We start from the raw sequence: 24,625 nt of genomic DNA, 5'->3' as shown, positions 1-24,625 counted from the left end.
CGGCGACGTACGTAGCTGACGGATACTAATTGATCGAGGACTTAACCTATTCAAGTTAAAAGGGTTTGATTGACCCTGATTTGTGAAACAATTATTCGTTTTATCCGGTTTTGAGCGAACAAGCTCAAGTAGTCTGGCGGCGATAGCGAAGAGGTCACACCCGTTCCCATACCGAACACGGAAGTTAAGCTCTTCAGCGCCAATGGTAGTTGGGGGCTTCCCCCTGCAAGAGTAGGACGTTGCCAGGCACATTTTATCATTTCGTTAACAGGTAATGATTGATCAAATATCTAATAAATGCAATCAAGAAACCTCGATTTATTGAAATGAAAAAGGGATAGGGTTTATTCCCTTCCTATACATATTAAGGTCCCGTGGTGTAGCGGTTAACATGCCTGCCTGTCACGCAGGAGATCGCGGGTTCGATTCCCGTCGGGACCGTCAATTAATTAAAAACTTAGAACCGATTACGGGATTTATTCCGAAGTCGGTTTTTTGTTTTTGTTTTTTACAAGCGTGAACGCTTTCCGATGGAAACTATTTTCTATACAATTAAAGAATATAAGCGCAGTGGATTACTCGAAAGGAAATAAAAAATGAAAAAACAATTTATCGTTCATTCCCTTAAAGAAACTGAACAGCTTGCCAGAAATCTTGCTTTACTATTATCTCCTCCTGATGTCATAACTTTAGAAGGTGATTTGGGAGCGGGAAAAACAGCTTTTACACAGGCATTCGCAAAAGCAATCGGAATTACTCGGACTGTGAGCAGTCCGACATTTACGATTTTAAAACAATATGAAGGTAATTTTCCCTTCAATCATTTGGATGTCTATCGGCTCGCCGGAAGCGATGAAGATCTTGGTTGGGAAGAATTGTTTTACGGGGATGCGGTGACCATTATCGAATGGGCTCATTTAATCGAGGAAGACTTACCTAAGAATCGTCTTGAAATTGAAATCGTTCATGCAGGAAATACAAAACGTGAAATTACTGTTAAGCCACAAGGCGAACATTATGAAAAAATTTGTGAGGAGTTAAGCTTATGATTTGGCTTGGAATAGATACAGCAAATACGCCGCTTTCAATTGCTATTGTTAAAGATGGTGAAATACTGATTGAGGAAAACTCTTCAATGGCAATCAATCACTCACTTCGAGCGATGCCGGCAATTGATGAAATCTTCAAGAGAGCGAATATTGCACCGTCAGATATTCATGCAATCGCGGTATCAGAGGGGCCGGGTTCTTATACAGGTGTACGCATAGGCGTGACGATTGCTAAAACCCTTGCATGGACGCTTAATATACCGCTAGTAGGAGTATCTAGTTTAAAAGCGTTAGCGGCGAATACGCTCTATTTTGATGGCTATCTTTGCCCAATTGTAGATGCACGGAGAAATAATGTGTATGCTGGTGTTTATCGATTTGAAAATGGAAAATTAACCACAGTTATTGAAGATGGACATTTTTCTCTTACAGAGTTAATTATAAAACTGAAGTCTTTCAAATATCCAGTTTTGTTTATTGGAAAAGATATGTCATTGCATAAAGAACAATTGATTGACGAGCTGGAAGAACAAGCAGTGTTTGCTCCACTTCAGTTCAATCTACCGCGTGCTTCTTCTCTGATCTATACGGCACAGCAGTTTGGAGAAAAAGAGGATATTCATAATTTCGTTCCCGAATATCGCCGAATTGCTGAAGCGGAAGCAAATTGGTTGAAAGCGAAGGGGAAGGAAAATGAACGTGGTTAAAGAAATTACTTACCGTGAAATGGTGCAGGGCGATATTCCGTCAGTTGTTTCTATTGAAGAGGAATCGTTCACAGTTCCGTGGACACAGGAAATTTTCGAACATGAGATGACTGGTAATAATTATGCGCATTATATCGTTGCTTTGAAAAACGATGTGGTCATTGGTCATTGTGGAATGTGGATTGTTTTAGATGAGTGTCATATTACAAATGTTGCTGTTTTGAAACGATTTAGAGGGTATAAAATCGGTGAAGGCTTAATGCGAGAGGCGATTGCTCTTTGCAGAGAAATGGAAGTTAAGTTAATGACGTTAGAAGTACGCGTTAGCAACCATACTGCGCAAAACTTATATCGAAAGCTCGGCTTCAAAGAAGGCGGCATACGTAAAAACTATTATAGCGACGACGGCGAAGATGCTCTCGTCATGTGGGTGGAATTATAGTGAAAAAAGATCAGTATATATTGGGAATTGAAACGAGTTGTGATGAGACTGCAGCCTCAATTGTTAAAAATGGAACAGAAATTGTTTCGAATGTAGTTGCATCTCAAATTAATAGTCAAAAACGATTTGGCGGCGTTGTTCCTGAAATTGCTTCTAGACATCATGTAGAGCAGATTACATTGGTTATTGAAGAAGCGCTCCATATTGCGGATATGCAACCAAAGGATCTAGATGCAGTAGCGGTAACTGAAGGACCGGGCCTAGTTGGGGCTTTACTGATTGGAATTAATGCAGCAAAGGCATTTGCATTCGCAAATCAACTGCCAATTGTTGGTGTACATCATATTGCAGGGCATATTTATGCTAACCAACTTATACAACCGATGGAGTTTCCTTTGCTTGCCCTCATCGTTTCAGGCGGTCACACTGAGCTTGTTCTTATGAAAGAACATGGTTCCTTTGAATTGATAGGAGAGACGCGCGACGACGCAGCTGGAGAAGCCTATGATAAAGTTGCCCGTGTACTCGGACTTCCATATCCGGGAGGACCCGAAATTGACCGTTTAGCTTTGGAAAGCGAAGAAGAAATTGAATTTCCAAGAGCATGGCTTGAACCTGAATCATACGATTTTAGTTTTAGCGGTCTTAAGTCATCAGTGATTAACTATAAACATAATTTGGAACAACGGGGAGAACATATAAATCCCCAACATGTAGCAGCAGGGTTTCAAGCGAGTGTTGTTGATGTGTTAACTACAAAAACAGTTCGTGCTGCCAAAGAATTTAATGTTGAGCAAGTTATAGCTGCGGGGGGTGTTGCTGCGAATAAAGAGCTGCGTACATCCCTTGAAGCGATGTTTAAGGAACTCAATATACCTTTTTACGTTCCGCCTATATCATTTTGTACTGATAATGCAGCAATGATAGCAGCAGCAGGATCTTCAATGTTTAGCAGCGGAGTGCGAGGTACATTGTCGATGAATGGAAGACCTGGAATGGAACTTGTTTCGTGGAATAAATAACAGAACGTGGAGAGTGTCTAATTCAGACAATTTCCACGTTTTTATTTTTGCTTTTTCACGTTTGTCAATAGGAACATTCGTACTTATGAACAGATTGTGCACAACTTGTTGATAACTAATTTAGTTGTTAATTTAATCACAAATATGGAGGGATAAGTTTGTGTATAATAAAACTATAAACTTGTGGAAAGTGTGGGGAAGTGCATGGCATAGTTGTTTTGGAGGTGTTTATACTGTGGGTAAGATTGTGGAAAAGTTAATAACTTAATTTGATTCATTCACATGTTATTTTAGGAAAACAAATAGCCATCCTCTAATTTTGAATGAAGATGACTATTTATTTGATTTTATTTTCTGTTTATAGATGTTCTAGTTGTTCTTGTAAAGTGAGCCAGTTTTCGGCTTTCGCATCATGTTCAGCTTGCAAGATGTCGATATTATTTTGAATTTCCATCAGTTTTATATGATCATCCGCGTAATCTGGGGTTGATAGTTGCTCTTGAAAATCGGCAATGCTATCATCAAGAGCCGAAAGTTCATTCTCGATTTCATTAATTGACCGTGTTAATCTGCGTTCTTGTCGCTTTTTTTCACGATCGTCTTCTTGTTTATTTGCAACTGGTGGGTTGTTTACTAAAATAGCTCTTTCCTTTTCGGCAAGAAGTTCTTCTTGCTCTAGTTTCTTTTCCACGTAATAATCATAGTCGCCCAAATATTCAACGGCACCTTGGGAATGGATATCGATGACTTTTGTCGCTAAGCGGTTAATGAAATACCGATCATGTGATACGAAGATAATCGTACCAGGAAAATCATCCAATGCATTTTCGAGAATTTCTTTACTATCCAAATCCAAGTGGTTCGTTGGCTCGTCCAATATGAGCGTGTTCGATTTTTGAAGCATTAATTTCGCTAGGGAAAGCCTTGCTTTTTCACCGCCAGACAATGACGTCACGGGTTTTCCAGCGTCATCACCCGTGAAAAGAAAGCGACCAAGGACACCTCGGATATCTTTCTCATTCATCATTGGCCATTCGCTCCATAGTTCTTCCAAGACGGAATCAGTACCGACTAGAGTGGCCTGTTCTTGGTCATAATAGCCAAATTGAACATTTGTCCCGTATCTAATTTCACCAGCAAGTTCAGTTTGTTTTTTAACGATTGTCTTCAGTAAAGTCGATTTGCCGACGCCATTCGGGCCGATTAACGCAATTCGATCGCCTTTATACACACGGAGGTTAAGATCTTCCGAAATTGGCCCCTTATCATAACCGATCGCTAAATTATCCACAGCAAGGACATCGTTCCCGCTTGGACGCTCGACGGAAAAAGTAAAGTTGGCTGATTTTTCATCACCGTCTGGGGAGTCCATCCAATTCGTTCGTTCCAACATTTTACGGCGGCTTTGTGCCATTTTCGAAGTCGAAGCACGTGCAATATTTCGTTGGATAAAATCTTCAAGATTTGCACGTTCACTTACTTCTCTTTCATACATCTTTACATCACGTTCATAGTTTTTCGCTTTTTCGGTAAGATAGGCACTATAGTTTCCAAGATATTTTGCTACTTTATTTCTCGAAACTTCATAAACAATCGTAACAATTTCATCAAGGAAATAACGGTCATGAGAGACAATTAACAATGCCCCTTCGTAATTAACCAGGTATTTTTCTAACCAACTAAGCGTTTCAATATCGAGATGGTTTGTCGGTTCATCCAAAATCAACAAATCTGGACTGCTTAGGAGCATTTTAGCAAGTGCAAGTCTCGTCTTTTGGCCACCGGATAAAAGGTTTACCTGTTTTGTATAATCCTCTGGATAAAACCTCATGCCGTGAAGCACCGACCGCGTGTCTGCTTCATATTGATAACCTTTGGAATTACTGAATTCAGTTTGTAATTCATCGTATTCAGTCGAAACCCGTTCGAATTCAATGCTATTTGAAAAGATTTCCGGATCTGCCATTTGTTCTTCAAGGGAACGGATCCGTCTTTCCATAGCTCTTAGTGGTTCGAAAACGGTCATCATTTCATCCCAAACCGTTAATGAAGAATCGATACCTGAATGTTGTTCAAGATATCCGATTTGGATGTTTTTCGGGATGATTAAATCACCTGAATCCGCAGTCATTTCACCCGCAATAATTTTTAATAAGGTCGATTTTCCCGCGCCGTTTCGTCCGACAAGTGCAACACGGTCGCGTTGATGCACTTCTAATTGAACGTTATCTAATATGGTCGTTCCTGAAAATGATTTAGTTAATGCATTGACTTGTAAAACAATCATTATAATACACCTCATTCTACTCTAGTCTAATAGAACAAGGCGGTGTGCGCAATGGTCAGCTTTACATTAAACAACAATTAAGATACGATAGAATAGGCTTTAAGTACGTGTGGGAGGGATAAAAATGGCAGAGGAAATGCCTAAGATTCCACAGGCAACGTCTAAACGATTGCCTCTTTATTATAGATTTCTTCAAAATTTTGCAAACGCTAACAAAAAGCGAGTCTCATCTAGCGAATTAAGCGAAGCAATGAAAATCGATGCTGCAACAATACGGAGAGATTTCTCTTATTTCGGTGCGCTCGGTCGAAAAGGATATGGTTATGACGTCGACTATTTAGTCGGTTTTTTTCGAACGATTCTCGATCAAGACGAAGAAACTGATGTTGCACTATTCGGAGTCGGAAGTTTGGGCAGTGCATTCTTAAAATATAATTTTCATAAAAACCATAATACGCGAATCGTAATGGCTTTTGATACGAATGCTTCGGTTGAGGGGAAGATGATAAGCGGTATTCCTATTTATCATCCGCGAGTTGCTGAAGAGAAGCTGAAAGAGCAGGGAATCGAACTTGTTATTCTGACATTGCCGTCAAGTGTTGCACAAGATGTCACGGACGAACTCGTTCGCTATGGAATTAAAGGGATTTTAAACTTCACTCCAGTACGTCTTGCAGCCCCGGAAGCCGTACGCGTCCATACAATCGATTTATCTGTAGAATTACAGACGCTAATTTATTTCATGAAAAGTGACGTGAAAGATTCACAATTGTAACCGCTCCATTATGGCAATGAGGGTGGTTTTCGTGTAAACTATATACAGCCAGAAGGATTGAATGTCTATTGATCAATCCCTCGCTAATGAGGAGGTGTCATCATGGGTGCAGGTATTCCAAGTCTTATCCTAATTGCAGTCGTTGCATTGCTTATATTTGGGCCGAAGAAATTACCCGAAATTGGGAAAGCGTTCGGTTCTTCATTGCGTGAATTTAAAAACGCTACAAAAGGTCTTGTCGATGATGAAAATGACGACAAAAACAAAATCGACAATAAAGTTGATGACAAGTAAGTAAGGTGAATGTCCGATGGGGAATGAAAAAGAATTATCGATAATTGAACATATAGATGAATTGAGAAAACGGCTGATGGTTGTCGTCGTTTTCTTTATTGTTGGAACAGCGGGTGGTTTCTTACTAGCCAAACCGCTTATCAATTATCTTCAATATAGTGAAGAAGCAAAAAGTATTTCATTGAACGCGTTTAATGTAACTGATCCGTTTATCATTTATTTGAAAATGATTGTTCTGATAGCCGTTATTATTATATCGCCGGTTTTACTTTATCAACTGTGGTCTTTTGTAAGTCCGGGTCTCCATGAGACAGAACGTAAAGTGACTTTAAGTTATATCCCTTTTGGCTTTATATTATTTCTAGGCGGTATATCATTTTCTTATTTTGTACTATTTCCGTACATTATAAAATTTATGATGAAATTGTCGAATGATCTTGGGATTGTTCAAACAATTGGTATAAATGAGTATTTCAATTTTTTATTTCAAATTACGATTCCTTTTGGTTTAATATTTCAGTTGCCAATATTAACGTTATTTTTAACAAGGCTTGGTATTATACAACCGAATATTCTTGTAAAAGTACGAAAATATGCTTTCCTTGTTTTATTTATCATCGCTGCGTTTATTACACCGCCTGATTTGTTCTCGCATTTGTTTGTGACCGTTCCTTTGTTTATACTTTATGAGCTAAGTATTATTGTTTCCCGCTTTGGTTATCGAAAGTATTTAAAAGCAGAACAACAGCGACAAATCGAAGAACTTCAAAATCAAAATCCTGAACAATAAAAAGTCTTCCATCCGAATTATCGGTGGAAGACTTTTTTCATCCTAATAGGAATGAAATGAATGACTGATGCATATTTTGTAGTTGCTCAAGTTTCTCGTAATTTAGCTGAATCGTGACGACGAGGCCGTTCATTAATAAATGTGAAATCATCGGTGTGATTAATCTTTTTGTTTTATAGTAAACGAAAGAGAAAACAAGTCCTGGTGCCAAGTAAATGAGCAGATGTTGTAATTCACCATGTACTGCTGCGAATATGAGTCCGCTGATTAATGCGGCAATGATGAAATTGGTTTTTTGATAAAGACCTCCGAAGATTACTCTTCTGAAAATAATTTCCTCTAACAGCGGTGCGAAGAACACGATGCAAATGATGATAATGGGAGACACCTTGGCGATTTCAGATAGAAAGGCTGTGTTTTCTGAACCCGGCTCAATGCCGATTAGTTGTTCGATAAATGCCGCTGCCATTTGTCCGAAGAGTGCCAGGAAAAAGCCAAGGATACCCCATAAAATCGTGCTTCCCACTGAAGCAGGTTTTCCCTTAAATACATGAAAGAACTTTTTTCTTGTGAATATTAATAGAAGGAAAATGATCGCGGCTAGTGTATTAGCGGTGAAAAGTGACCATGCGATTCCGTGATATTCAGCTTCTTGGGCGGTTAGGCTTGGATTACCTTTAAAGTATTGAAAAATCGGCTTTACTAAAAACACACTGCCGATTTGCATAATGACATACGTGAAGATCAGGTATAAATAAATTTTCCAGTTTTTCAAAATGTTCATCTCCTAAAATTCCAACTGCTGTTATTTTAGCTGTTTTAAACCACATTAGCAAAGAGAAGAATGTTGAGTACTTTACTTGCAAAATAGTCAGATGTTTATTATGATTAGAATTGTGTTAGCACTCCTTGAAGATGAGTGCTAAAAAGAAATTATAATCTTTGGGAGGTTGTTTTACTTGTTGAAACCATTAGGTGACCGTATCGTAATCGAATTAGTAGAAGCGGAAGAAAAAACGGCGAGCGGCATTATTGTGCCAGATTCTGCGAAAGAAAAACCGCAAGAAGGTAAAGTAATTGCTGCTGGAACAGGGCGCGTTTTAGAAAATGGCCAACGTGTCGACTTAGAAGTAAAAGAAGGCGACAAGATTATCTTCTCAAAATACTCCGGAACTGAAGTTAAACATGAAGGTAATGAATATTTAATCCTGCGTGAAAGCGACGTTTTAGCTGTTATCGGTTAATTCAAGGAAGAAATTAATACTGTACAAACATGCGTAAATTCAGGAGGGAAATTATAAATGGCTAAAGAAATTAAATTTAATGAAGATGCTCGTAGTGCAATGCAACGTGGGGTAGATAAGCTTGCAGATACGGTTAAAGTAACACTAGGACCAAAAGGACGTAACGTCGTTCTTGAGAAAGCATTCGGTTCACCACTTATTACAAATGATGGTGTAACGATTGCTCGTGAAATCGAACTTGAAGACAAATTTGAAGATATGGGTGCAAAACTCGTAGCTGAAGTTGCTTCAAAAACAAACGAAATCGCTGGTGACGGAACGACAACTGCAACAGTTCTTGCGCAAGCAATGATTAGCGAAGGTCTTAAAAACGTAACAGCTGGTGCAAATCCAGTTGGAATCCGTAAAGGAATCGAGCTAGCGGTTAAAGAAGCTGTTGGACAGTTAACAGTTATTTCAAAACCAATCGAAGAGAAAGAGTCCATCGCACAAGTTGCTGCTATTTCTTCAGGTGATGAAGAAGTTGGTAAGCTAATTGCGGATGCAATGGAGCGCGTTGGAAACGACGGCGTTATTACAATCGAAGAATCAAAAGGATTTACAACTGAACTTGACGTTGTAGAAGGCATGCAGTTTGACCGTGGCTATGCTTCAGCATATATGGCAACAGATACGGATAAAATGGAAGCAGTTCTTGACAACCCATATATTTTAATCACAGATAAAAAGATTACAAATATCCAGGAGATCTTACCTGTTCTTGAGCAAGTTGTTCAACAAGGTAAGCCACTTCTAATGATTGCGGAAGACGTTGAAGGGGAAGCACTTGCAACACTTGTTGTAAACAAACTTCGCGGTACGTTTAACGCAGTAGCAGTTAAAGCACCAGGATTTGGTGATCGTCGTAAAGCAATGCTTGAAGACATCGCTATTCTTACAGGCGGCGAACTGATTACAGAAGATCTTGGACTTGACCTGAAAGAAACACAAATCACACAACTTGGAACAGCTTCAAAAGTTGTTGTTACGAAAGATCACACGACAATTGTAGAAGGTGCTGGAGATGCAGATCAAATCTCAGGCCGTGTCAATCAAATCCGTACGCAACTTGAAGAAACAACTTCTGAGTTCGATAAAGAAAAACTACAAGAGCGCCTAGCGAAACTTTCTGGCGGTGTTGCAGTCATCAAAGTTGGCGCAGCGACTGAAACTGAGTTGAAAGAGCGTAAACTTCGTATTGAAGACGCATTAAACTCAACACGTGCAGCTGTTGAAGAAGGAATCGTTTCTGGTGGGGGAACTGCACTCGTTAACGTTTACAAGAAAGTAGAAGAACTAACTGAAACGACTGAAGGCGACGTCGCAACTGGCGTTAAGATTGTTCTTCGCGCACTAGAAGAACCAGTTCGCCAAATCGCTAACAACGCAGGCCTTGAAGGGTCAATCGTTGTTGATCGTCTGAAGCGTGAAGAAATCGGTATCGGTTTCGACGCGGCAGAAGGCAACTGGGTAAACATGATGGATGCAGGTATCGTTGACCCAACTAAGGTTACACGTTACGCACTTCAAAACGCAGCATCTGTTGCAGCAATGTTCCTAACAACTGAAGCAGTAGTTGCAAACATTCCACAAGAAAATGCTGGCGGCGGAATGCCAGATATGGGCGGCATGGGTGGAATGGGCGGCATGATGTAATAACCTCCTATAACCCTTGATATGTAGGGGTTTGAGAGATGGTTATTCATGAAGTGCTAACTTTTTGCTAACTTTCGATAATCCAAACTAATTTAAAATGATTTTTTATAAGAGACCTTTCGTGAGTTCACTGAACTTATGGGAGGTCTCTTCTTCAACATTTTTGGTCATGTGAGCGTAAATGTTCATGGTTGTGTTGACATCGCCATGACCTAATCGCTCTTGGATTTCTTTTACGCCTGCTCCGGCTTCGATAAGAAGTGAAGTATGCGTATGTCTAAAACCATGCGCCGTAATGTGTTTATCTGTATCCATTCGTTTCATCAATCGTTGCAAACGCAAAGCTACCTGCTTTAAGACCCTTGGTTGACCAGTGCTTTCCGCAAAAATGAAATTCTGATCGTCATAGACCAAACGTTGTTTCATTTTTAACTCCATTTGCTCACGTCTATGTGCTTTGAATAAAGCTATGAGTCTATTGTCAATCTTGATTGTACGGACCGACTTTTTTGTTTTTGGTGTCAAAAGTTCATAACTTGTCTTTTTATTACTTGGGTTGTAGTAAGTCTTAGTGATTCTAATCGTTTTTTTACTGAAATCCAAATCAGACCATTTCAATGCAATCATTTCGCCTAAACGCATACCTGTATATGCCAAAGTTGTAAAAGACAAAAAATCCATATCTAGACCATATTCTTTAGTGATGGTTAAAAAGGTTTCTAGTTCATCTAACTCGAGAAACTTCTTTTGAATGTCTTCATCTTCAATATCTTCAACGGTTACTTGTTTTTTCGGCATTACAAAACCAACAGTAGGGTTTGCATGTATCAAATCTTGACGGATTGCATGTTTAAAAATCATATTTCCAGTAGTATGGATACTATCGATATAGTTGTGGCTATATTTCTTATTCAGTTCGTTGATATGGGATTGATACATATGCTTTGTAATCTGTTTAAGAGGAATATGTCCCCACGCAGAAATAAGGTGTTTCATTGCAATACTACGAGCCCTAACACTACTGATTTTAACTTGTGTAGCATAATACTTCACCCATTCGTTTGCAAAAGTTTCAAATGTGATGTTTGATTCTTTAAGCAGGGTTCCTTCTGCAAGGGCTGTCTCAATTTTATTCGCCGCAAGCTGTGCCTCCTTTTTGGTTCTAAAACCCGACTTTGTGATTTTCTTTTTCAGCTGGTTGACTAGATAATCTTTATTATGAACTGAATAAGCCCAGACTTTACCACGTTGATGAAAAGATGCCATTGTATTCACCTCCCTTCAAATTTTATTTATCCAATAATATATCCACCATTTGCAAAATCCGTTTCTTATCATTTGTAGTAAGGATTCTATCATAATAAGTAAGTAATCGACCATCTGATAAAATGTTCTCTAATCTTCTAAGATTTTGGTGTAATTGTTCTTCTGTATATTTTTGGAAATACACGTTTCCTTCTTTATCATACTTCTTGTCGATATAAGGAACAGTGACTTTGATTTCTGTTAAGACATTATTAGAGTCAAACGAATCAACAAAGGTTTGATTCGGTGTTTCTGTAAAAACAAAGAGTAACCAATCTTTAAAATCGCCGACGCCTAATGCACTTCCGATAGGCTTACTGTATTGATTCATAATAGGCGAATTATATGTTATATTCTCTTCTAAATCTTCAAATACATCAACTTCTACATTTAGCATTTCAGCCATTTCTTCACCAGAGATTCCTTTATTTATCCGCAATAATTTTAAGTAGTCACTTGCTGTAGCATTGGTGAAAAAACAATTAGGAAACCGTATATCAATCTCAGGTGAAGGAAGCTTAAGCCCATTCTTTTCACTTAATTTTTCCCTTCCCTCTATTAACTTTTTTACATGTGAATCATGCTTCATCATAAATTGCTTTTTAAATTCATCAGAAGCTGCTTTAACTTGTTCATTTAAATAATTTAGGGTGTTATATGGTTTATTATTGTATCCTGCGATATTTAAAAGGTAGTAATAGTCTGCGTCCAAGCCAATAGCAATCTTTTTTATGATTTCAGGGCTAGGAACATCTCTTCGGTTATTTTCGATTTGTGAAAGATAGGAGTGGGATATGCCAGATAATTTAGCAACCTCACGGATTGTCATTTGATTATATAGTCGTATTGTTTTGATTTCTTCGCCGAAATTATTATGTGCGGACATATTCTTCACCTTTTCATCTTATTTTACTTTATTATACGTTGGTTGCAACCAAAAGTAAAATGTTTGCAATCTATCGAGGTGTGTAATATAGTTTAATTGCAACCATGGTTGCAAGTGTGAAACCAAAAAATGAGGAGGAGAAAAAAATGATAGTCCTTGAGATTGATCAAAAGCAGTTAAAGGATCTTTATCTACAAAAAGTAGAGGAGAAATTGAAAGAACTCGAATCAGAGGTATTCTTTATGAATTCAAAACAACTATGCGGCTACTTAAATATGTCTTGGAATACAATAGTAGACTCGTTTTTATACGATGATGAGTTTCCTAGTTTAAGAGTTGGGACAAAGTGGTTGTTTAATAAAAAGGAAGTCCAAAAGTATATGGAAAAGTATTACGAAGAGTTGAAATATAATGGGAAAGACATTTTGAAGTACCAGAGAAAGGGATGAGAAGATGTTTGAACAAAAGAAAAGCCCTTTAACTCACTGCAATGAGTTAAAAGGGCGAGTAATGCTTTATCTGCCTTTATTCTATAATAATTTGACGACATTCGCAATCACTCCGATTCAAGGAGAGTGTTTTGAATGACTGTTTACGAAACGTTTCTTGAAGAAGTGAAAGGGTTTGGTATTCCAAGCCCTTTTTTCACTAAAAATAATAAATTGTATAGAGTAGATGCTAAAAACGATGAAGAACAGTTTATAAGTAGACAAGTTCCATATATTACAAAGTGTTTTGATGATGTTGAAAAGAACAATGTACAGTATGAATTGAAATGGTTTAGTGGTGGTAAGGTTTATGACGAAGTCGTACTTGCTACCGCATTAGCAACAAAGCGAGAGGTAATAATGTTAGCGAATAAAGGGTTGAGTAGCAATGATCGCAATGCACGTTATCTTATTGAGTATTTTGATCTGTTTCTAGAAAAAAACAGAATAAATCGTTCACTTGTTGTCAGTCACCTTGGTTACGTAGGGAGTCATTTCATTCATCCGTTAATGGAATCAAAGTTTCGTATCGTACCCCCAGATGCAGGGGAATTACAGCGATTAAATGCTATTAGGTGTAAAGGTAGCGTGCAAGAATGGATAAATAATGTCTTAGCGCCACTATACGATAATCCGAAGGCTTTATTCCCAGTAGTGTCATCGTTTGCTTCTGTACTGTTCAAGCAACATGATCTAACTCCGATACTTGTAGATATTTCGGGCGTATCCTCAAGTGGAAAGTCTAGTGTTCAGAAGGCGTGTGCAAGCGTTTGGGGGAAGCCAAGCGAATATATAAGTTCAATGCTAACGACAAAAATAGCAATTGAGCGTATGGCTGCCTTTTTAAATGCCTATCCTTTAATTCTAGACGATACGAACACAGCACACGATCCAAAGGCGTTGCAACAGATGATTTACATGTTTGGCAATGGCACAGGTAAGATGAGGGGAAGCCTAGATGGAAGCAGAGGAACAAGTAGTTGGCAGTCTGTGTTCATTACAACAGGAGAAAACAATATTCTAGAGTATACAAATTCACAAGGAAGCGCAGCCCGTGTTATTCCAATGACCAATTTTAAGTTTGTAAATAAAAATGCCGACTACTTTTCTTTCTTGAATCAAAATGTGGAAAAGTTTTATGGAAGTATTGGATTGGAATTTTTAAATCGGTGGAAACAGCGCTCTAAGCACTTTGACGGTCGTTTTAAGGAATTAACTACGTTATATCAATCATCTACTACTAACAATGATGTCATGCGTAGAGTCGCATTACACTATGCATTCATTGCCTTTATTGCAGAAGTATTGAATGAATTGTTTAAAGAGGAAGGTATGGCAATTCCAGTAGAAGATTTTGCAGAACTATTTTTAGTGATTTGTTCTGAAAACAGCCACGTCGATCGCGCTAAAAATGCTCTGACAGAAGTACTAGAAGAATTAGATGCAAACCGAAACCACATATACGGTGAATTCGAGCCTTCAAATGGAATACACGCCATCGCGAACGCTAATGGATTGTTCCTAACAATTGACTACTTAAAAAGGAAGTTACAGGTGGATGCAAGACAAATAAGAGAATCATGGAAAAATCAGCAATTTACAGTGCATCAAAAGAATAACGGTAAATTGGTTGATTATTTATCAATCACACATAAAGGACAATCTTTCCGTGTGGTGCAAGTAAATCAAAAGTTCTTAAAAGAACAGGGTTTTAATTTTTCTAGAAACAGATTTTAAACACATTAGGTATAAACAAGTAATTTTGTAATTTTGTAATTCACCTTCGATAAAACTGATATTTCCAAGGGTCTGAGCAATTACAAAACCGATTACAAAAAAGATGTTACTAGAAATTTGAAATCACTTTTATTCTGAATTGAAGATTGTATTGGAAAAGTATAGTGCTAGTAGAATGAGCAATGTATATTCATCAAGAAACAGATTTTGAACATAAGAAATCTCGTCAATCAATAAGGTGACTGACGAGATAATCTGCTCTTCATCCCCGCTCAAAAAGGTGAATGAGGATATGCATTATAGTATGCTATTTATACACTGAATTATACAGGTGAAAAAATAAATAGTCAACTAAGGGGTAATCATGAGATATTCGATTTTCTTCGATGAATCCAATAAATTAGATAATGAAAAAAAGTATTCTTATTACGGCGCATTTGGTTGTGACACAGAAAAAACAAGACAATTGAATATAGGTGTAGAAAAAGTATTCGAACGATTCGGTAAAAAAAGTGAGTTTCACTTTACTGAATATAAAAATGATCGAAATCTTAATGCGGCATTTTGTTTCCTTCATTTTTTTATTAACTTAGACCTGCAAGTCAATATTTTTATAGTAAATAACAAACGAGCACTACATATGGCGGCAGAAAGAAATCTTGCAACCAAAGATTTAAGGAAACTTTTTTACGTGAAAATACCTGAAAGGCTATTTTATGGGCTAACTAGGGAACAGGACTTTGATCATAATATGGTTGATATTTACCTCGATCACAGTCCAGAGTATGGGGGCATGCGGGTATACTCTAAAATTAAAGAGCAAATGAATGCCCATTCGTTGTACAGGCAATTAAATTATCAAGTAAATACGGTTAAGTCTAAAAAGTCCGAAGAGTCCTATGCTATACAGATGATCGATATGCTACTGGGAATCATTGTATACCTAATTGAAAAATCGTATTTGGGTATTAGTAAGAAAGATATTGTTAAAAGTGATCTTATTTATCGCTTTCTGATTGAAGAAAGTAATCTTGAAAAGTTTCAAAAACAAGTCAATATATTTAAATGGGATGAAAGTGAAATCAATTCAATTGAAAAAGTGCCCATGAGTGAGTATCTATCTGAATTTATGATGTCTAAATCTAAATTTGATATTCAAGAGATGAGCAAAATTATAACTATAACTTCTAATAATCCAGGGATTGGCATGAAAAACCTTCGTGAAAAACTAGGGTACTCTAGTAATATGTTGCAACTTTTATTTGGTTATCAGAGGCAAATAAAAGGCGAAAAGAGAAACCAGGATATTTTAGATACTTATCATACAATTTTTGAGGAGCCTACTGTTTAAGAATAACGGTAAATCGGTTGATTATTTATCAATCACGCATAAAGGACAATCTATTCGTGTGGTGCAAGTAGAAAAAAGTTATTGGAAGAACAGGACTTAAATTTTTCTAGAAACAGATTTTAAACTAATTGGGTATGAACGTGTATTTTTGTAATCTTGTAATTGACCTCCGATAAAGCTAATATCACCAAAGGTCTGAGCAATTACAAAACCAATTACAAAAAAGATGTTACTAGAAAAAATGACAAATAAAATGTAGCGGGATTACAAGCCAAATGACAACTTGTAATCCTTTTTTTTGTTGGTGTGACAGTGTTTATAGGTGGGAATTACAAAATTACAAGTTTTTCGTGGTATACATGCATTTCTTTTCAAATTGATTCAAGACGAATATGTCACTATCTTGTGACTGATTGTTTTCACTGGTATCATTGTAATAGGCATATTGTTTTATACAATTCAGGAAACTGAACATAAAAAGTAAGTAAGTTTTAATTTGCTAGGAAGATAGGAGGGAAACCATTGGCGAAAGTTAATATATATAAAATAGATGAAGATAGACATAGGGCATTCAAAGATAATATGACCGAAAAATTAACTTTAAGTCGAAACCGTGTTATTGCTCAAGAAGAAGTTGAAGGTCTTGAAAGTGATATTGTGTTTACACTGTATAGATCTGGTGAAAATGATAACAAAAATGTTTCTTGGGAATGGATTCTATCGGTTTTTGAAGATGATATTTTACAAACCAAAGTTCAACCAAGAGCTGTAGTAGTGGTTGAATATGAGGATGAAATGTATGCTTTAACATTTGGACATTCTTACTTTCTAGTCGATAAATACTGCGATCGTAATTTCGCCTTTTCTTTCGCAAGAAAAATGAATTATAAAGAAATAAGAACAACAGCTTTAACGTCACCGAATTCCCAAAGAAATAAGACTATTAACACTTATATAGATTATAGTAGCCTAGAATTTGATAGTGGGGAATCATTTACGAAGCTGAAGGCGAAAGTAAGCCAACCAACAGATTTTGATTTGTATAGTGAGTTGATTGAAGTCGGTAACTCTTTGAAATTTACGCTTAAAGAGAATAGCATACAAAGTATTTGTAAGTTAATCATACATATTATTGAGATATTGGCAGGCGAAGATATTTACAAAATTCCGGTTTTTAGTAAAATTTCAGATAAAGAGCTGTTGGAAGTATTGGATAAAGAGTTAGAAGAGGAAATACAGCAAGGAACAGCATCTATAAATATTTCTGAAATCGATATAATAGGAGCAACGGAAATATTTAACAATAATGATACAACCTTTACTATTGGATACAAGGGAAAGTCTGAAGAAATTTCAATATTGAGCCAAGAAGAGATAGATAAGTTTACAAAAAAGAATGAATTAGAAATGCATGGGGTTTTATTGGATATAAAAGTGGTGAGTTATTACAACGGCGCCCCAGTCCGAACTGATAAAATACGCAATCTAATTGACTACGTCAACGATGAACGAAGGTGCATTCTTTCGAAGGGAGATTGGTATCACTTCAACGATGATTATCAGGAATACTTGGAGGATTCTATAGCGGAAATAGATGTAATATATAACCCAGATTATGATTTTACAGTAGGGATACATGATGATTTTATAGGTGTTAAATACCTAGAAGAAGGCGACGATTTAAAGTATGAGGAAATGGAAGAACGAGATGTTTTGAAGAAATTGAAACAGAAGTATTATGCGGAACGTGTTTTTAACACTATAAGAGAACAGAAGGATGGTTTTACAAATTACGATAGGGAAGAAGAAAGGGTCGGTCAATCCAAAGTAGAACTTATGGATTTGTACAAAGATCAAACTATGTATGCTGTAAAGATTGGCAACGCATCCTCCAAGCTTTGTTATGCTGTGGATCAATCAATTAGCTCTTTACGATTGTATAAACATAATTCATTGGAAGGTATGCCTGTGATAAAAAACGTGGCTGTTTGGTTTATTTTGGAAAGGAAGACCAAGTTGGGTTTAGAAAATGGAAAACCGACAATAAATGAATTGGACATGTTAATGCTAAAGAATAAGTTGGATATTTGGAAAAAAGAAGTTAGAGTGCTTGGGTACAATCCAGTGATATATATAAATTATCGAAGTTAGTTATTAAAAAAGGAGGAATCCCATTGTCATATCAATCGGAAGCACAATTAGAAAAAAAGATGATTGAGCAACTTATTCTACAAGGATATGAAAGTGTTAAGATTAATGACTATGATGCACTTGTTGAAAATTTTCGTAAACAAGTCAATCGATTTAATGAAAAGAAATTAGATGGAAAACCACTAACTGACGTTGAATTTAATCGTTTATTGACATTAGTTGATGGAAAAAGTATATTCGACTCAGCTAAAATTCTTCGGGATAAACAAATTATCGAAAGAGAAGATGGAACAGAGCTTTATATAGAGCTTTTCAATACACGTGAATGGTGTAAGAACTTGTTTCAAGTTACGACACAAACTACAGTTGTTGGGACTTATATGAATCGGTATGATGTAACATTATTGATCAATGGTTTGCCTCTCGTCCAAATTGAATTGAAAAGAAGAGGCTTAGATTTTAAAGAGGCCTTTAATCAAATTCAAAGATACCGAAGGCATTCATATAAAGGGTTATATCGATACCTTCAAATATTCGTAATTAGTAATGGCGTGGATACAAAATATTTTTCAAACTCAGATGGTGAAATACTCTTTGGACATACATTCTTCTGGTCAGATGAAAAGAATCAGATTATCACAAACTTAAATGAATTCACAACTGATTTTCTAGAAAAATGTCATGTTGCCAAAATGATTGCACGATATATGGTATTAAATGAAACGGATAAGCTGTTGATGGTTATGAGACCTTATCAAGTCTATGCAGTAGAGGCACTAGTAAATCGGGCATTAGAAACGAAAAACAATGGATATATATGGCATACAACAGGTTCGGGAAAGACACTTACATCATTTAAAGCGAGTCAAATCTTGGCGAATGAACCACATATTAAAAAAGTGTTGTTTCTTATAGACAGGAAAGATTTAGATGGTCAGACGATTGCGGAGTTTAACAAGTTTCAAAAAGGTTCAGTGGATACGACAGATAAGACTGACGTTCTTGTTGAACAGATTCAAGACATTATGAATCCGATTATAGTAACGACGATACAAAAGATGGCAAATGCAGTTAAGAATCCTAGATATGCTAAAATTATGGATCAGTACCGAGATGAACGTGTCATTTTTGTTATTGATGAGTGTCATCGAAGTCAATTCGGAAAGATGCGTACAATGATTGCAAAACATTTCCAGAATGCACAATACTTTGGTTTTACAGGGACACCACGTTTTATAGAAAATAAAAGTCAAGATGGTCGAACAACCGCCGATCTTTTTGACAAATGCTTACATACGTATTTGATCAAGGAAGCAATTCGAGATGGTAACGTATTAGGATTTTCAGTAGAATACAATAAAACCGTGCACTCTTCTGTTGATGAAACTGATCCAACGCAGGTTCAGGGAATTGATACAGATGAAGTTTGGATGCATGAAGACCGCATGCAACTTGTAACACAAAACATTTTGGAACACCATGAACGTAGAGCTAGAAATAAAGGGTATACTGCAATTTTCACTGTAGAATCGATACCTATGCTCATTAAGTATTATGATTTATTTGAGAAACATAATCATAATTTAAAAGTAGCTGGAATTTTCTCGTATGGGGCAAATGAAGATAGTGAAGGAAAAGATGAGCATTCGAGAGATAGCTTAGAAAGAATGATTAAAGATTACAATGAACTATTTAAAACGAATTATTCTACGGACACATATGATAGTTACTTTTCCGATGTCTCCAAACGTGTAAAAACAGCGCAGATTGATATTTTAATCGTTGTAAAAATGTTCTTAACTGGATTTGATAGTAAAACGCTTAATACACTTTATGTCGATAAATTTTTAAAACATCACGACTTGTTACAAGCATACAGTCGAACAAACCGAGTTGAAAAAGCGACAAAGCCTTATGGAAATATTATCTGTTATCGTAATTTAAAAGATGAAACAGATGAGGCGATTCGTCTGTTTTCTCAAACGGATTCTGTCGATGATGTTTTAATGAAAAGTTATAATGAGTATCTAGGAATGTTTTTAACCGCATTACGACAAGTAAAAGAGATGGCAGCTTCTCCCGTGGAAGTTGATGCATTAGTACGCGAAGAAGACCAAAAGCAGTTTGTAGATGCATTTAAACAATTAACTAGGATGCTTGTCCGACTTCAAACTTTTACAGAATTTGAATTTGATCCTGAAATACTTGAAATAGATAGTCAAACGTATGAAGATTACAAAAGTAAATATTTGAAAATAGCGGATAATGTTAAACGAGCGGTGGAAAAAATATCTATTTTACAAGATGTAGACTTCGAGCTTGAACTTATGCATACGGATCGGATTAATGTTAGCTACATTATGAATTTAATTCGGGATATTGATTTGGATAACGAGGAGGAACTGAAAGAAAAAATTCGGTTTATTGAAGAAGAAATAGAGCGTGCGGATAGCCCGGAGTTGCGATTGAAAGTAGATTTGATTAAAGGATTCTTACAAAAGGTTGTACCTGGGCTTACAAATGAAGACTCGATTGATGATGCTTACAATAAGTACGAGGAACAAGCGAGAGAAGAAGAAATCAATCAATTTGCAACTGGTATGGGCCTTCCAAGTAGTGATTTAAAGGAATACATCGAGGAGTACGAATACAGCAACATCATTGATCAAACGAAGATAAGTGATTCTTTACAAGTCAGTTTACTCGTGAAAAGTCAAATGGCGCATAATATTATTTCATTTATTCAAGAGAATACAGAGCGTTATTCTGTTTGATAAAAGACGGTGTGTATACAAAATACACACCGTCTTTTTCTTATTTAAAAACAACATGAATAAATGTTGCTATTTTTAAAAATAACATTTAGAATGAATCTTGAAAGGAGGAGGGGGGGATTAAACTAAAAGATGTTGCTTCGCTGACTATAGGTGTAAGTTATGGAAGATTCGAAACAAATAAAAGTGATGAAAATGCGATTGAGTGTGAATTGTTTACCTTACAAGAATTTAATGAATCGCTGAATATACCATATCGATTAGACGCTAAGCGGGTTAAAACAGTGTTTATTGAGAAACAGCATAAGAATAAGTTGCATTTCACAAAAGAAAATGTTGTGTTAGTGCACCTTTTAACTCAAACAGCGCTAGCAATGCCAAAAAAGCACGAGTCACTACTAATACCGTCAAACTTTGTTGTGATTGAATTCAACAGTACCGTTGATGCTCAATTTTTTGAGTGGTACTTCAATGAACATCCAATGATACGGAAACAAATTGCCAGAAACACACAAGGCGCTGTTATTTCTACATTGTCCATTGCAAACCTTCGTGAGTTAGAAGTTGATTTGCCTTTACTCGAAAAACAAAGGAAAATAGGTAGAATATCTCAATTACAACGAAAAAAGAATATTTTAGCGAAAGAAAAAATGTTTTTGGAAAGAATGCTAATTAAGCAAACAATACTTAATCAATTGGAGGAATGAAAATGACAACATCTGAAAAACAAAGAAAGCAACAAGCTGAATTACATAAAAAACTATGGAATATGGCCAATAATCTTCGAGGACAAATGGAAGCGAGTGAATTTAAGAACTATATTTTAGGCTTAATCTTCTATCGGTTTTTATCTGAAAAAATAGAAGAACGAGTTACAAAGTTGTTGGAACATGACAATCTAAGTTATGGAGAAGCTTGGAAAAACGAACAGTATCGAGTGGTACTTACTGAAATGTTATTAAAAGAGGTTGGCTATGTAATTGAACCTCAACACCTTTTTTCTTCAATGTTCCGAGAAATTGAAAAAGGGGAAAATGGAAACTTTGATACGGAACTATTGCAAAGGGCAGTCAATTCAGTGACAGAGTCTACACTTGGTGCAGAAAGTCAAGCAGACTTTGAGCATTTGTTCGATGACCTGGATTTATCATCTGCTAGATTAGGACGCGATGTGAAAACCCGTTCTACTCTAATTGCTAAGATTATTGTAAATGTTAATGACATTCCGTTTTTGCATGACGATGTCGACATTGATGTCTTGGGTGATGCGTATGAATATCTTATTTCTCAGTTCGCAGCAACGGCTGGAAAGAAAGCTGGCGAGTTTTACACGCCACAACAGGTTTCAAAGGTAATTGCTAAAATTGTTACAAAGGATAAAAATGACCTGAAAAGCATTTATGATCCGACTTGTGGTTCAGGCTCATTATTGCTTCGTGTTGCAAAAGAAGCTAACGTTCGGAAATTTTATGGGCAAGAATTGACATCTACAACGTATAACTTGGCACGGATGAACATGTTGCTGCACGATGTATCCTATCAGAACTTTAATATTCAGAATTCGGATACATTGGAAGACCCACGCCATATTGGTATGCGATTTGAAGCAGTTGTTGCAAATCCTCCTTACAGTGCAAAATGGAGTTCGGATGACTCATTTAAAGACGATGAGCGATTCAGTGCATATGGTCGGTTAGCACCAAGATCAAGAGCAGACTTCGCTTTTGTTCAACACATGATTCACCACCTAGACGATAACGGAACAATGGCAGTCGTCTTGCCACATGGTGTGTTATTCAGGGAAGCAGGAGAAGGCGTTATCCGCAAATACCTTATTGAAGATAAGAACTATCTAGATGCGATTATTGGACTTCCTGCCAACATTTTCTTCGGTACGGGTATTCCGACATGTATTTTAGTTTTTAAAAAATGCCGGGAAGCAGATGCCAACATCTTATTCATCGATGCGTCAAGTGATTTTGAGAAAGGAAAAAATCAAAATGTACTAACCGATGAAAATGTTGAGAAAATAGTTGAAACTTATAAGTCTCGTGAAACGCTCGAAAAGTATTCGTATACTGCGACGTTGGATGAAGTTAAAGAGAATGACTACAACCTAAACATCCCTCGCTATGTTGATACGTTTGAAGAAGAAAAACCTGTTGATTTAAAGGTTGTTGCGAAACGGTTGAAAGATGTAGAGGAAGAGATTTCTGAGATAAATCAGGAACTGGCGAAATATTTTGAGGAATTGGAAGTGTGAGGGATGATGAAGTATTCACGATATAAAAACGATGTGCCAATTATTCGCTTTAAGAGCTATAAAAAGAGTTGGACTAAAGTATATTTAAATTCAATAGCGAAAAAAATCACTCGGAAAAATAATGATCTTAAGGTTGAAAATGTTATTTCAAATTCTGCAAAATATGGATTGGTTAAACAAAGAGAGTATTTTGATAAAGATATTGCTAATAGGTCGAATATTGGTGGTTACTATGTTATTGAAAAAGATGAATTTGTATATAATCCCCGAATTTCTAATAACGCGCCATATGGTCCTGTTAGTAAATATAATTATGATGAACCTGGTATAGTATCCCCGTTGTACTTATGCTTTTCAGTTAATAATATAAATACAGACTTTTTATTCTATTTTTTTAAATCTAATAGATGGTATAGGCATATTTATATTAATGGTGATACAGGAGTAAGGCATGATCGTGTCAGTATAAACGATGCAAAGTTTTTTGAGTTAGAACTTTCTATACCTACCAAAGAAGAGCAAGTCCAAATAGCGAAATTCTTTATGTTAATTGATAAAAGAATTGAAAGACAACAAGAAAAAGTGGATTTGTTAAAAGAACAGAAAAAGGGCTACTCGCAGAAGATTTTTAGTCAAGAATTAAGATTTCAGGATGAGGATGGAGAGAGATTTCCAAAGTGGGAAAAGTACCGCCTTCGCGAAATTACAAACAGGGTAGTTAGAAAGAATAAGGAATTGCAATCTACTTTAGTTTTAACTATCTCTGCACAGGAGGGATTGATTGATCAGGAAAGATATTTTAATAGATCTGTCGCCTCCGCTAACCTAGAGGGATATTCCCTCCTTAAGAGTGGTGAATTTGCATATAATAAGAGCTATTCGGAAGGTTATCCATTTGGTGCAATAAAAAGACTGAATAGGTATGATATGGGTGTTTTGTCATCATTATATATATGTTTTCAACCCAATGAACAAAAAGTTCATAGTGATTTCTTAGAGCAATATTTTGAATCTGATAGATGGCATAAGGAGGTTTCTATGATTTCTGTAGAAGGTGCGCGTAATCATGGACTTTTAAATATTTCAATAGTAGATTTCTTTGAGACTATTCATGAATTACCAACATTATCAGAGCAAATAAAAATATCTAACATTCTTAAAACGTTTGATAAGAAAATTGAAGTGGAACAGGAAAAACTTGTGGCATTACAGGAACATAAAAAAGGATTTATGCAAAAAATGTTTTTATAGTATTATTGCCGGTGATTGGGAGCAGCAAGATAAAATGAACTAGTTGGTGTGAAGTTAAAGCGATTTATTGATATTAAGATGATGTAAGTTGTCACTCTGATGTGACAGTATATC

The 24,625-nt window shown here is 36.4% G+C and carries 21 protein-coding genes, 1 tRNA gene and 1 rRNA gene; 19 read left to right on the top strand and 4 right to left on the bottom strand.

Annotation, left to right across the window (positions count from 1 at the left end):
- The first annotated feature begins 132 nt into the window (after positions 1–132).
- The 6 genes from rrf (at position 133) to tsaD (ending at position 3,220) form a co-directional block, all read left to right on the top strand.
- Positions 133–248: ribosomal RNA gene (gene rrf / locus J4G36_RS17385) — 5S ribosomal RNA — on the top strand.
- 120 nt (positions 249–368) lie between these two features.
- Positions 369–441 (top strand) — tRNA-Asp (locus J4G36_RS17380).
- A gap of 155 nt (positions 442–596) precedes the next feature.
- Positions 597–1,049, top strand: a complete 453-nt coding sequence (gene tsaE, locus J4G36_RS17375) for a tRNA (adenosine(37)-N6)-threonylcarbamoyltransferase complex ATPase subunit type 1 TsaE (RefSeq protein ID WP_210471685.1) — start codon at positions 597–599, stop codon at positions 1,047–1,049.
- Positions 1,046–1,756 carry a tRNA (adenosine(37)-N6)-threonylcarbamoyltransferase complex dimerization subunit type 1 TsaB gene (gene tsaB, locus J4G36_RS17370; RefSeq protein ID WP_210471684.1) on the top strand — a complete coding sequence of 237 codons (711 nt, stop codon included), beginning with the start codon at positions 1,046–1,048 and terminating at the stop codon, positions 1,754–1,756. Before tsaE ends, tsaB begins: the two co-directional genes overlap by 4 nt.
- Positions 1,743–2,198, top strand: coding sequence for a ribosomal protein S18-alanine N-acetyltransferase (gene rimI, locus J4G36_RS17365; protein ID WP_210471683.1), 456 nt, complete (start codon positions 1,743–1,745; stop codon positions 2,196–2,198). Before tsaB ends, rimI begins: the two co-directional genes overlap by 14 nt.
- Positions 2,198–3,220, top strand: a complete 1,023-nt coding sequence (gene tsaD, locus J4G36_RS17360) for a tRNA (adenosine(37)-N6)-threonylcarbamoyltransferase complex transferase subunit TsaD (RefSeq protein ID WP_210471682.1) — start codon at positions 2,198–2,200, stop codon at positions 3,218–3,220. Before rimI ends, tsaD begins: the two co-directional genes overlap by 1 nt.
- A 358-nt stretch (positions 3,221–3,578) precedes the next feature.
- Here the strand turns inward: tsaD and J4G36_RS17355 are convergent, their stop codons facing one another.
- Entirely contained in the window at positions 3,579–5,507 is a 1,929-nt protein-coding gene (locus J4G36_RS17355) for an ABC-F family ATP-binding cassette domain-containing protein (protein WP_210471681.1), read from the bottom strand.
- A 124-nt stretch (positions 5,508–5,631) separates the two neighbouring features.
- Here J4G36_RS17355 and J4G36_RS17350 point away from each other — a divergent pair, with 124 nt between their 5' ends.
- The 3 genes from J4G36_RS17350 to tatC all read left to right on the top strand — a co-directional run bounded on the left by J4G36_RS17350 (position 5,632) and on the right by tatC (position 7,366).
- Positions 5,632–6,282 carry a redox-sensing transcriptional repressor Rex gene (locus J4G36_RS17350; RefSeq protein ID WP_210471680.1) on the top strand — a complete coding sequence of 217 codons (651 nt, stop codon included), beginning with the start codon at positions 5,632–5,634 and terminating at the stop codon, positions 6,280–6,282.
- Positions 6,283–6,384: 102 nt separating this feature from the next.
- Positions 6,385–6,576 (top strand): twin-arginine translocase TatA/TatE family subunit, encoded by a 192-nt coding sequence (locus tag J4G36_RS17345; RefSeq protein WP_210471679.1) that lies wholly within the window; start codon positions 6,385–6,387, stop codon positions 6,574–6,576.
- A 16-nt stretch (positions 6,577–6,592) separates the two neighbouring features.
- Positions 6,593–7,366 carry a twin-arginine translocase subunit TatC gene (gene tatC / locus J4G36_RS17340; protein ID WP_210471678.1) on the top strand — a complete coding sequence of 258 codons (774 nt, stop codon included), beginning with the start codon at positions 6,593–6,595 and terminating at the stop codon, positions 7,364–7,366.
- A 37-nt stretch (positions 7,367–7,403) separates the two neighbouring features.
- Here the strand turns inward: tatC and J4G36_RS17335 are convergent, their stop codons facing one another.
- Entirely contained in the window at positions 7,404–8,141 is a 738-nt protein-coding gene (locus J4G36_RS17335) for a CPBP family intramembrane glutamic endopeptidase (protein ID WP_246880700.1), read from the bottom strand.
- Between the two features lie 184 nt (positions 8,142–8,325).
- Here J4G36_RS17335 and groES point away from each other — a divergent pair, with 184 nt between their 5' ends.
- Positions 8,326–8,610 carry a co-chaperone GroES gene (gene groES, locus J4G36_RS17330; RefSeq protein WP_172373519.1) on the top strand — a complete coding sequence of 95 codons (285 nt, stop codon included), beginning with the start codon at positions 8,326–8,328 and terminating at the stop codon, positions 8,608–8,610.
- 57 nt (positions 8,611–8,667) lie between these two features.
- Positions 8,668–10,305: a chaperonin GroEL gene (groL, locus tag J4G36_RS17325; protein WP_210471677.1), complete on the top strand. Its 1,638-nt coding sequence runs from the start codon at positions 8,668–8,670 to the stop codon at positions 10,303–10,305.
- A gap of 105 nt (positions 10,306–10,410) precedes the next feature.
- Here groL and J4G36_RS17320 read toward each other — a convergent pair whose 3' ends face one another.
- Together J4G36_RS17320 and J4G36_RS17315 are read right to left on the bottom strand one after the other, a co-directional pair.
- Positions 10,411–11,571: a tyrosine-type recombinase/integrase gene (locus tag J4G36_RS17320; protein WP_210471676.1), complete on the bottom strand. Its 1,161-nt coding sequence runs from the start codon at positions 11,569–11,571 to the stop codon at positions 10,411–10,413.
- A 22-nt stretch (positions 11,572–11,593) separates the two neighbouring features.
- Positions 11,594–12,496 carry a helix-turn-helix domain-containing protein gene (locus J4G36_RS17315; protein WP_256439619.1) on the bottom strand — a complete coding sequence of 301 codons (903 nt, stop codon included), beginning with the start codon at positions 12,494–12,496 and terminating at the stop codon, positions 11,594–11,596.
- 146 nt (positions 12,497–12,642) lie between these two features.
- Between J4G36_RS17315 and J4G36_RS17310 the strand changes: the two genes are divergently transcribed.
- From J4G36_RS17310 to J4G36_RS17275, 8 genes are all read left to right on the top strand, one after another.
- Entirely contained in the window at positions 12,643–12,945 is a 303-nt protein-coding gene (locus tag J4G36_RS17310) for a MerR family transcriptional regulator (RefSeq protein WP_210471674.1), read from the top strand.
- A gap of 135 nt (positions 12,946–13,080) precedes the next feature.
- Positions 13,081–14,721, top strand: coding sequence for a DUF927 domain-containing protein (locus J4G36_RS17305; RefSeq protein WP_210471673.1), 1,641 nt, complete (start codon positions 13,081–13,083; stop codon positions 14,719–14,721).
- 364 nt (positions 14,722–15,085) lie between these two features.
- Positions 15,086–16,072: a DUF3800 domain-containing protein gene (locus tag J4G36_RS17300; protein ID WP_210471672.1), complete on the top strand. Its 987-nt coding sequence runs from the start codon at positions 15,086–15,088 to the stop codon at positions 16,070–16,072.
- 522 nt (positions 16,073–16,594) lie between these two features.
- Positions 16,595–18,223 carry a DUF6119 family protein gene (locus J4G36_RS17295; RefSeq protein ID WP_210471671.1) on the top strand — a complete coding sequence of 543 codons (1,629 nt, stop codon included), beginning with the start codon at positions 16,595–16,597 and terminating at the stop codon, positions 18,221–18,223.
- A gap of 23 nt (positions 18,224–18,246) precedes the next feature.
- Positions 18,247–20,997, top strand: coding sequence for a type I restriction endonuclease subunit R (locus J4G36_RS17290; protein WP_210471670.1), 2,751 nt, complete (start codon positions 18,247–18,249; stop codon positions 20,995–20,997).
- Between the two features lie 212 nt (positions 20,998–21,209).
- Entirely contained in the window at positions 21,210–21,704 is a 495-nt protein-coding gene (locus J4G36_RS17285; RefSeq protein WP_210471669.1) for a restriction endonuclease subunit S, read from the top strand.
- A 2-nt stretch (positions 21,705–21,706) separates the two neighbouring features.
- The gene (locus J4G36_RS17280; RefSeq protein ID WP_210471668.1) at positions 21,707–23,260 is read left to right on the top strand and encodes a type I restriction-modification system subunit M; all 1,554 of its coding nucleotides are present in this window, start codon (positions 21,707–21,709) and stop codon (positions 23,258–23,260) included.
- Positions 23,261–23,263: 3 nt separating this feature from the next.
- The gene (locus J4G36_RS17275) at positions 23,264–24,511 is read left to right on the top strand and encodes a restriction endonuclease subunit S (protein ID WP_210471667.1); all 1,248 of its coding nucleotides are present in this window, start codon (positions 23,264–23,266) and stop codon (positions 24,509–24,511) included.
- The last annotated feature ends 114 nt before the right edge of the window (positions 24,512–24,625 follow it).

The organism is Sporosarcina sp. 6E9, from assembly GCF_017921835.1.
Taxonomy (GTDB): domain Bacteria; phylum Bacillota; class Bacilli; order Bacillales_A; family Planococcaceae; genus Sporosarcina.
This window is presented reverse-complemented; position numbering and strand designations above follow the sequence as displayed.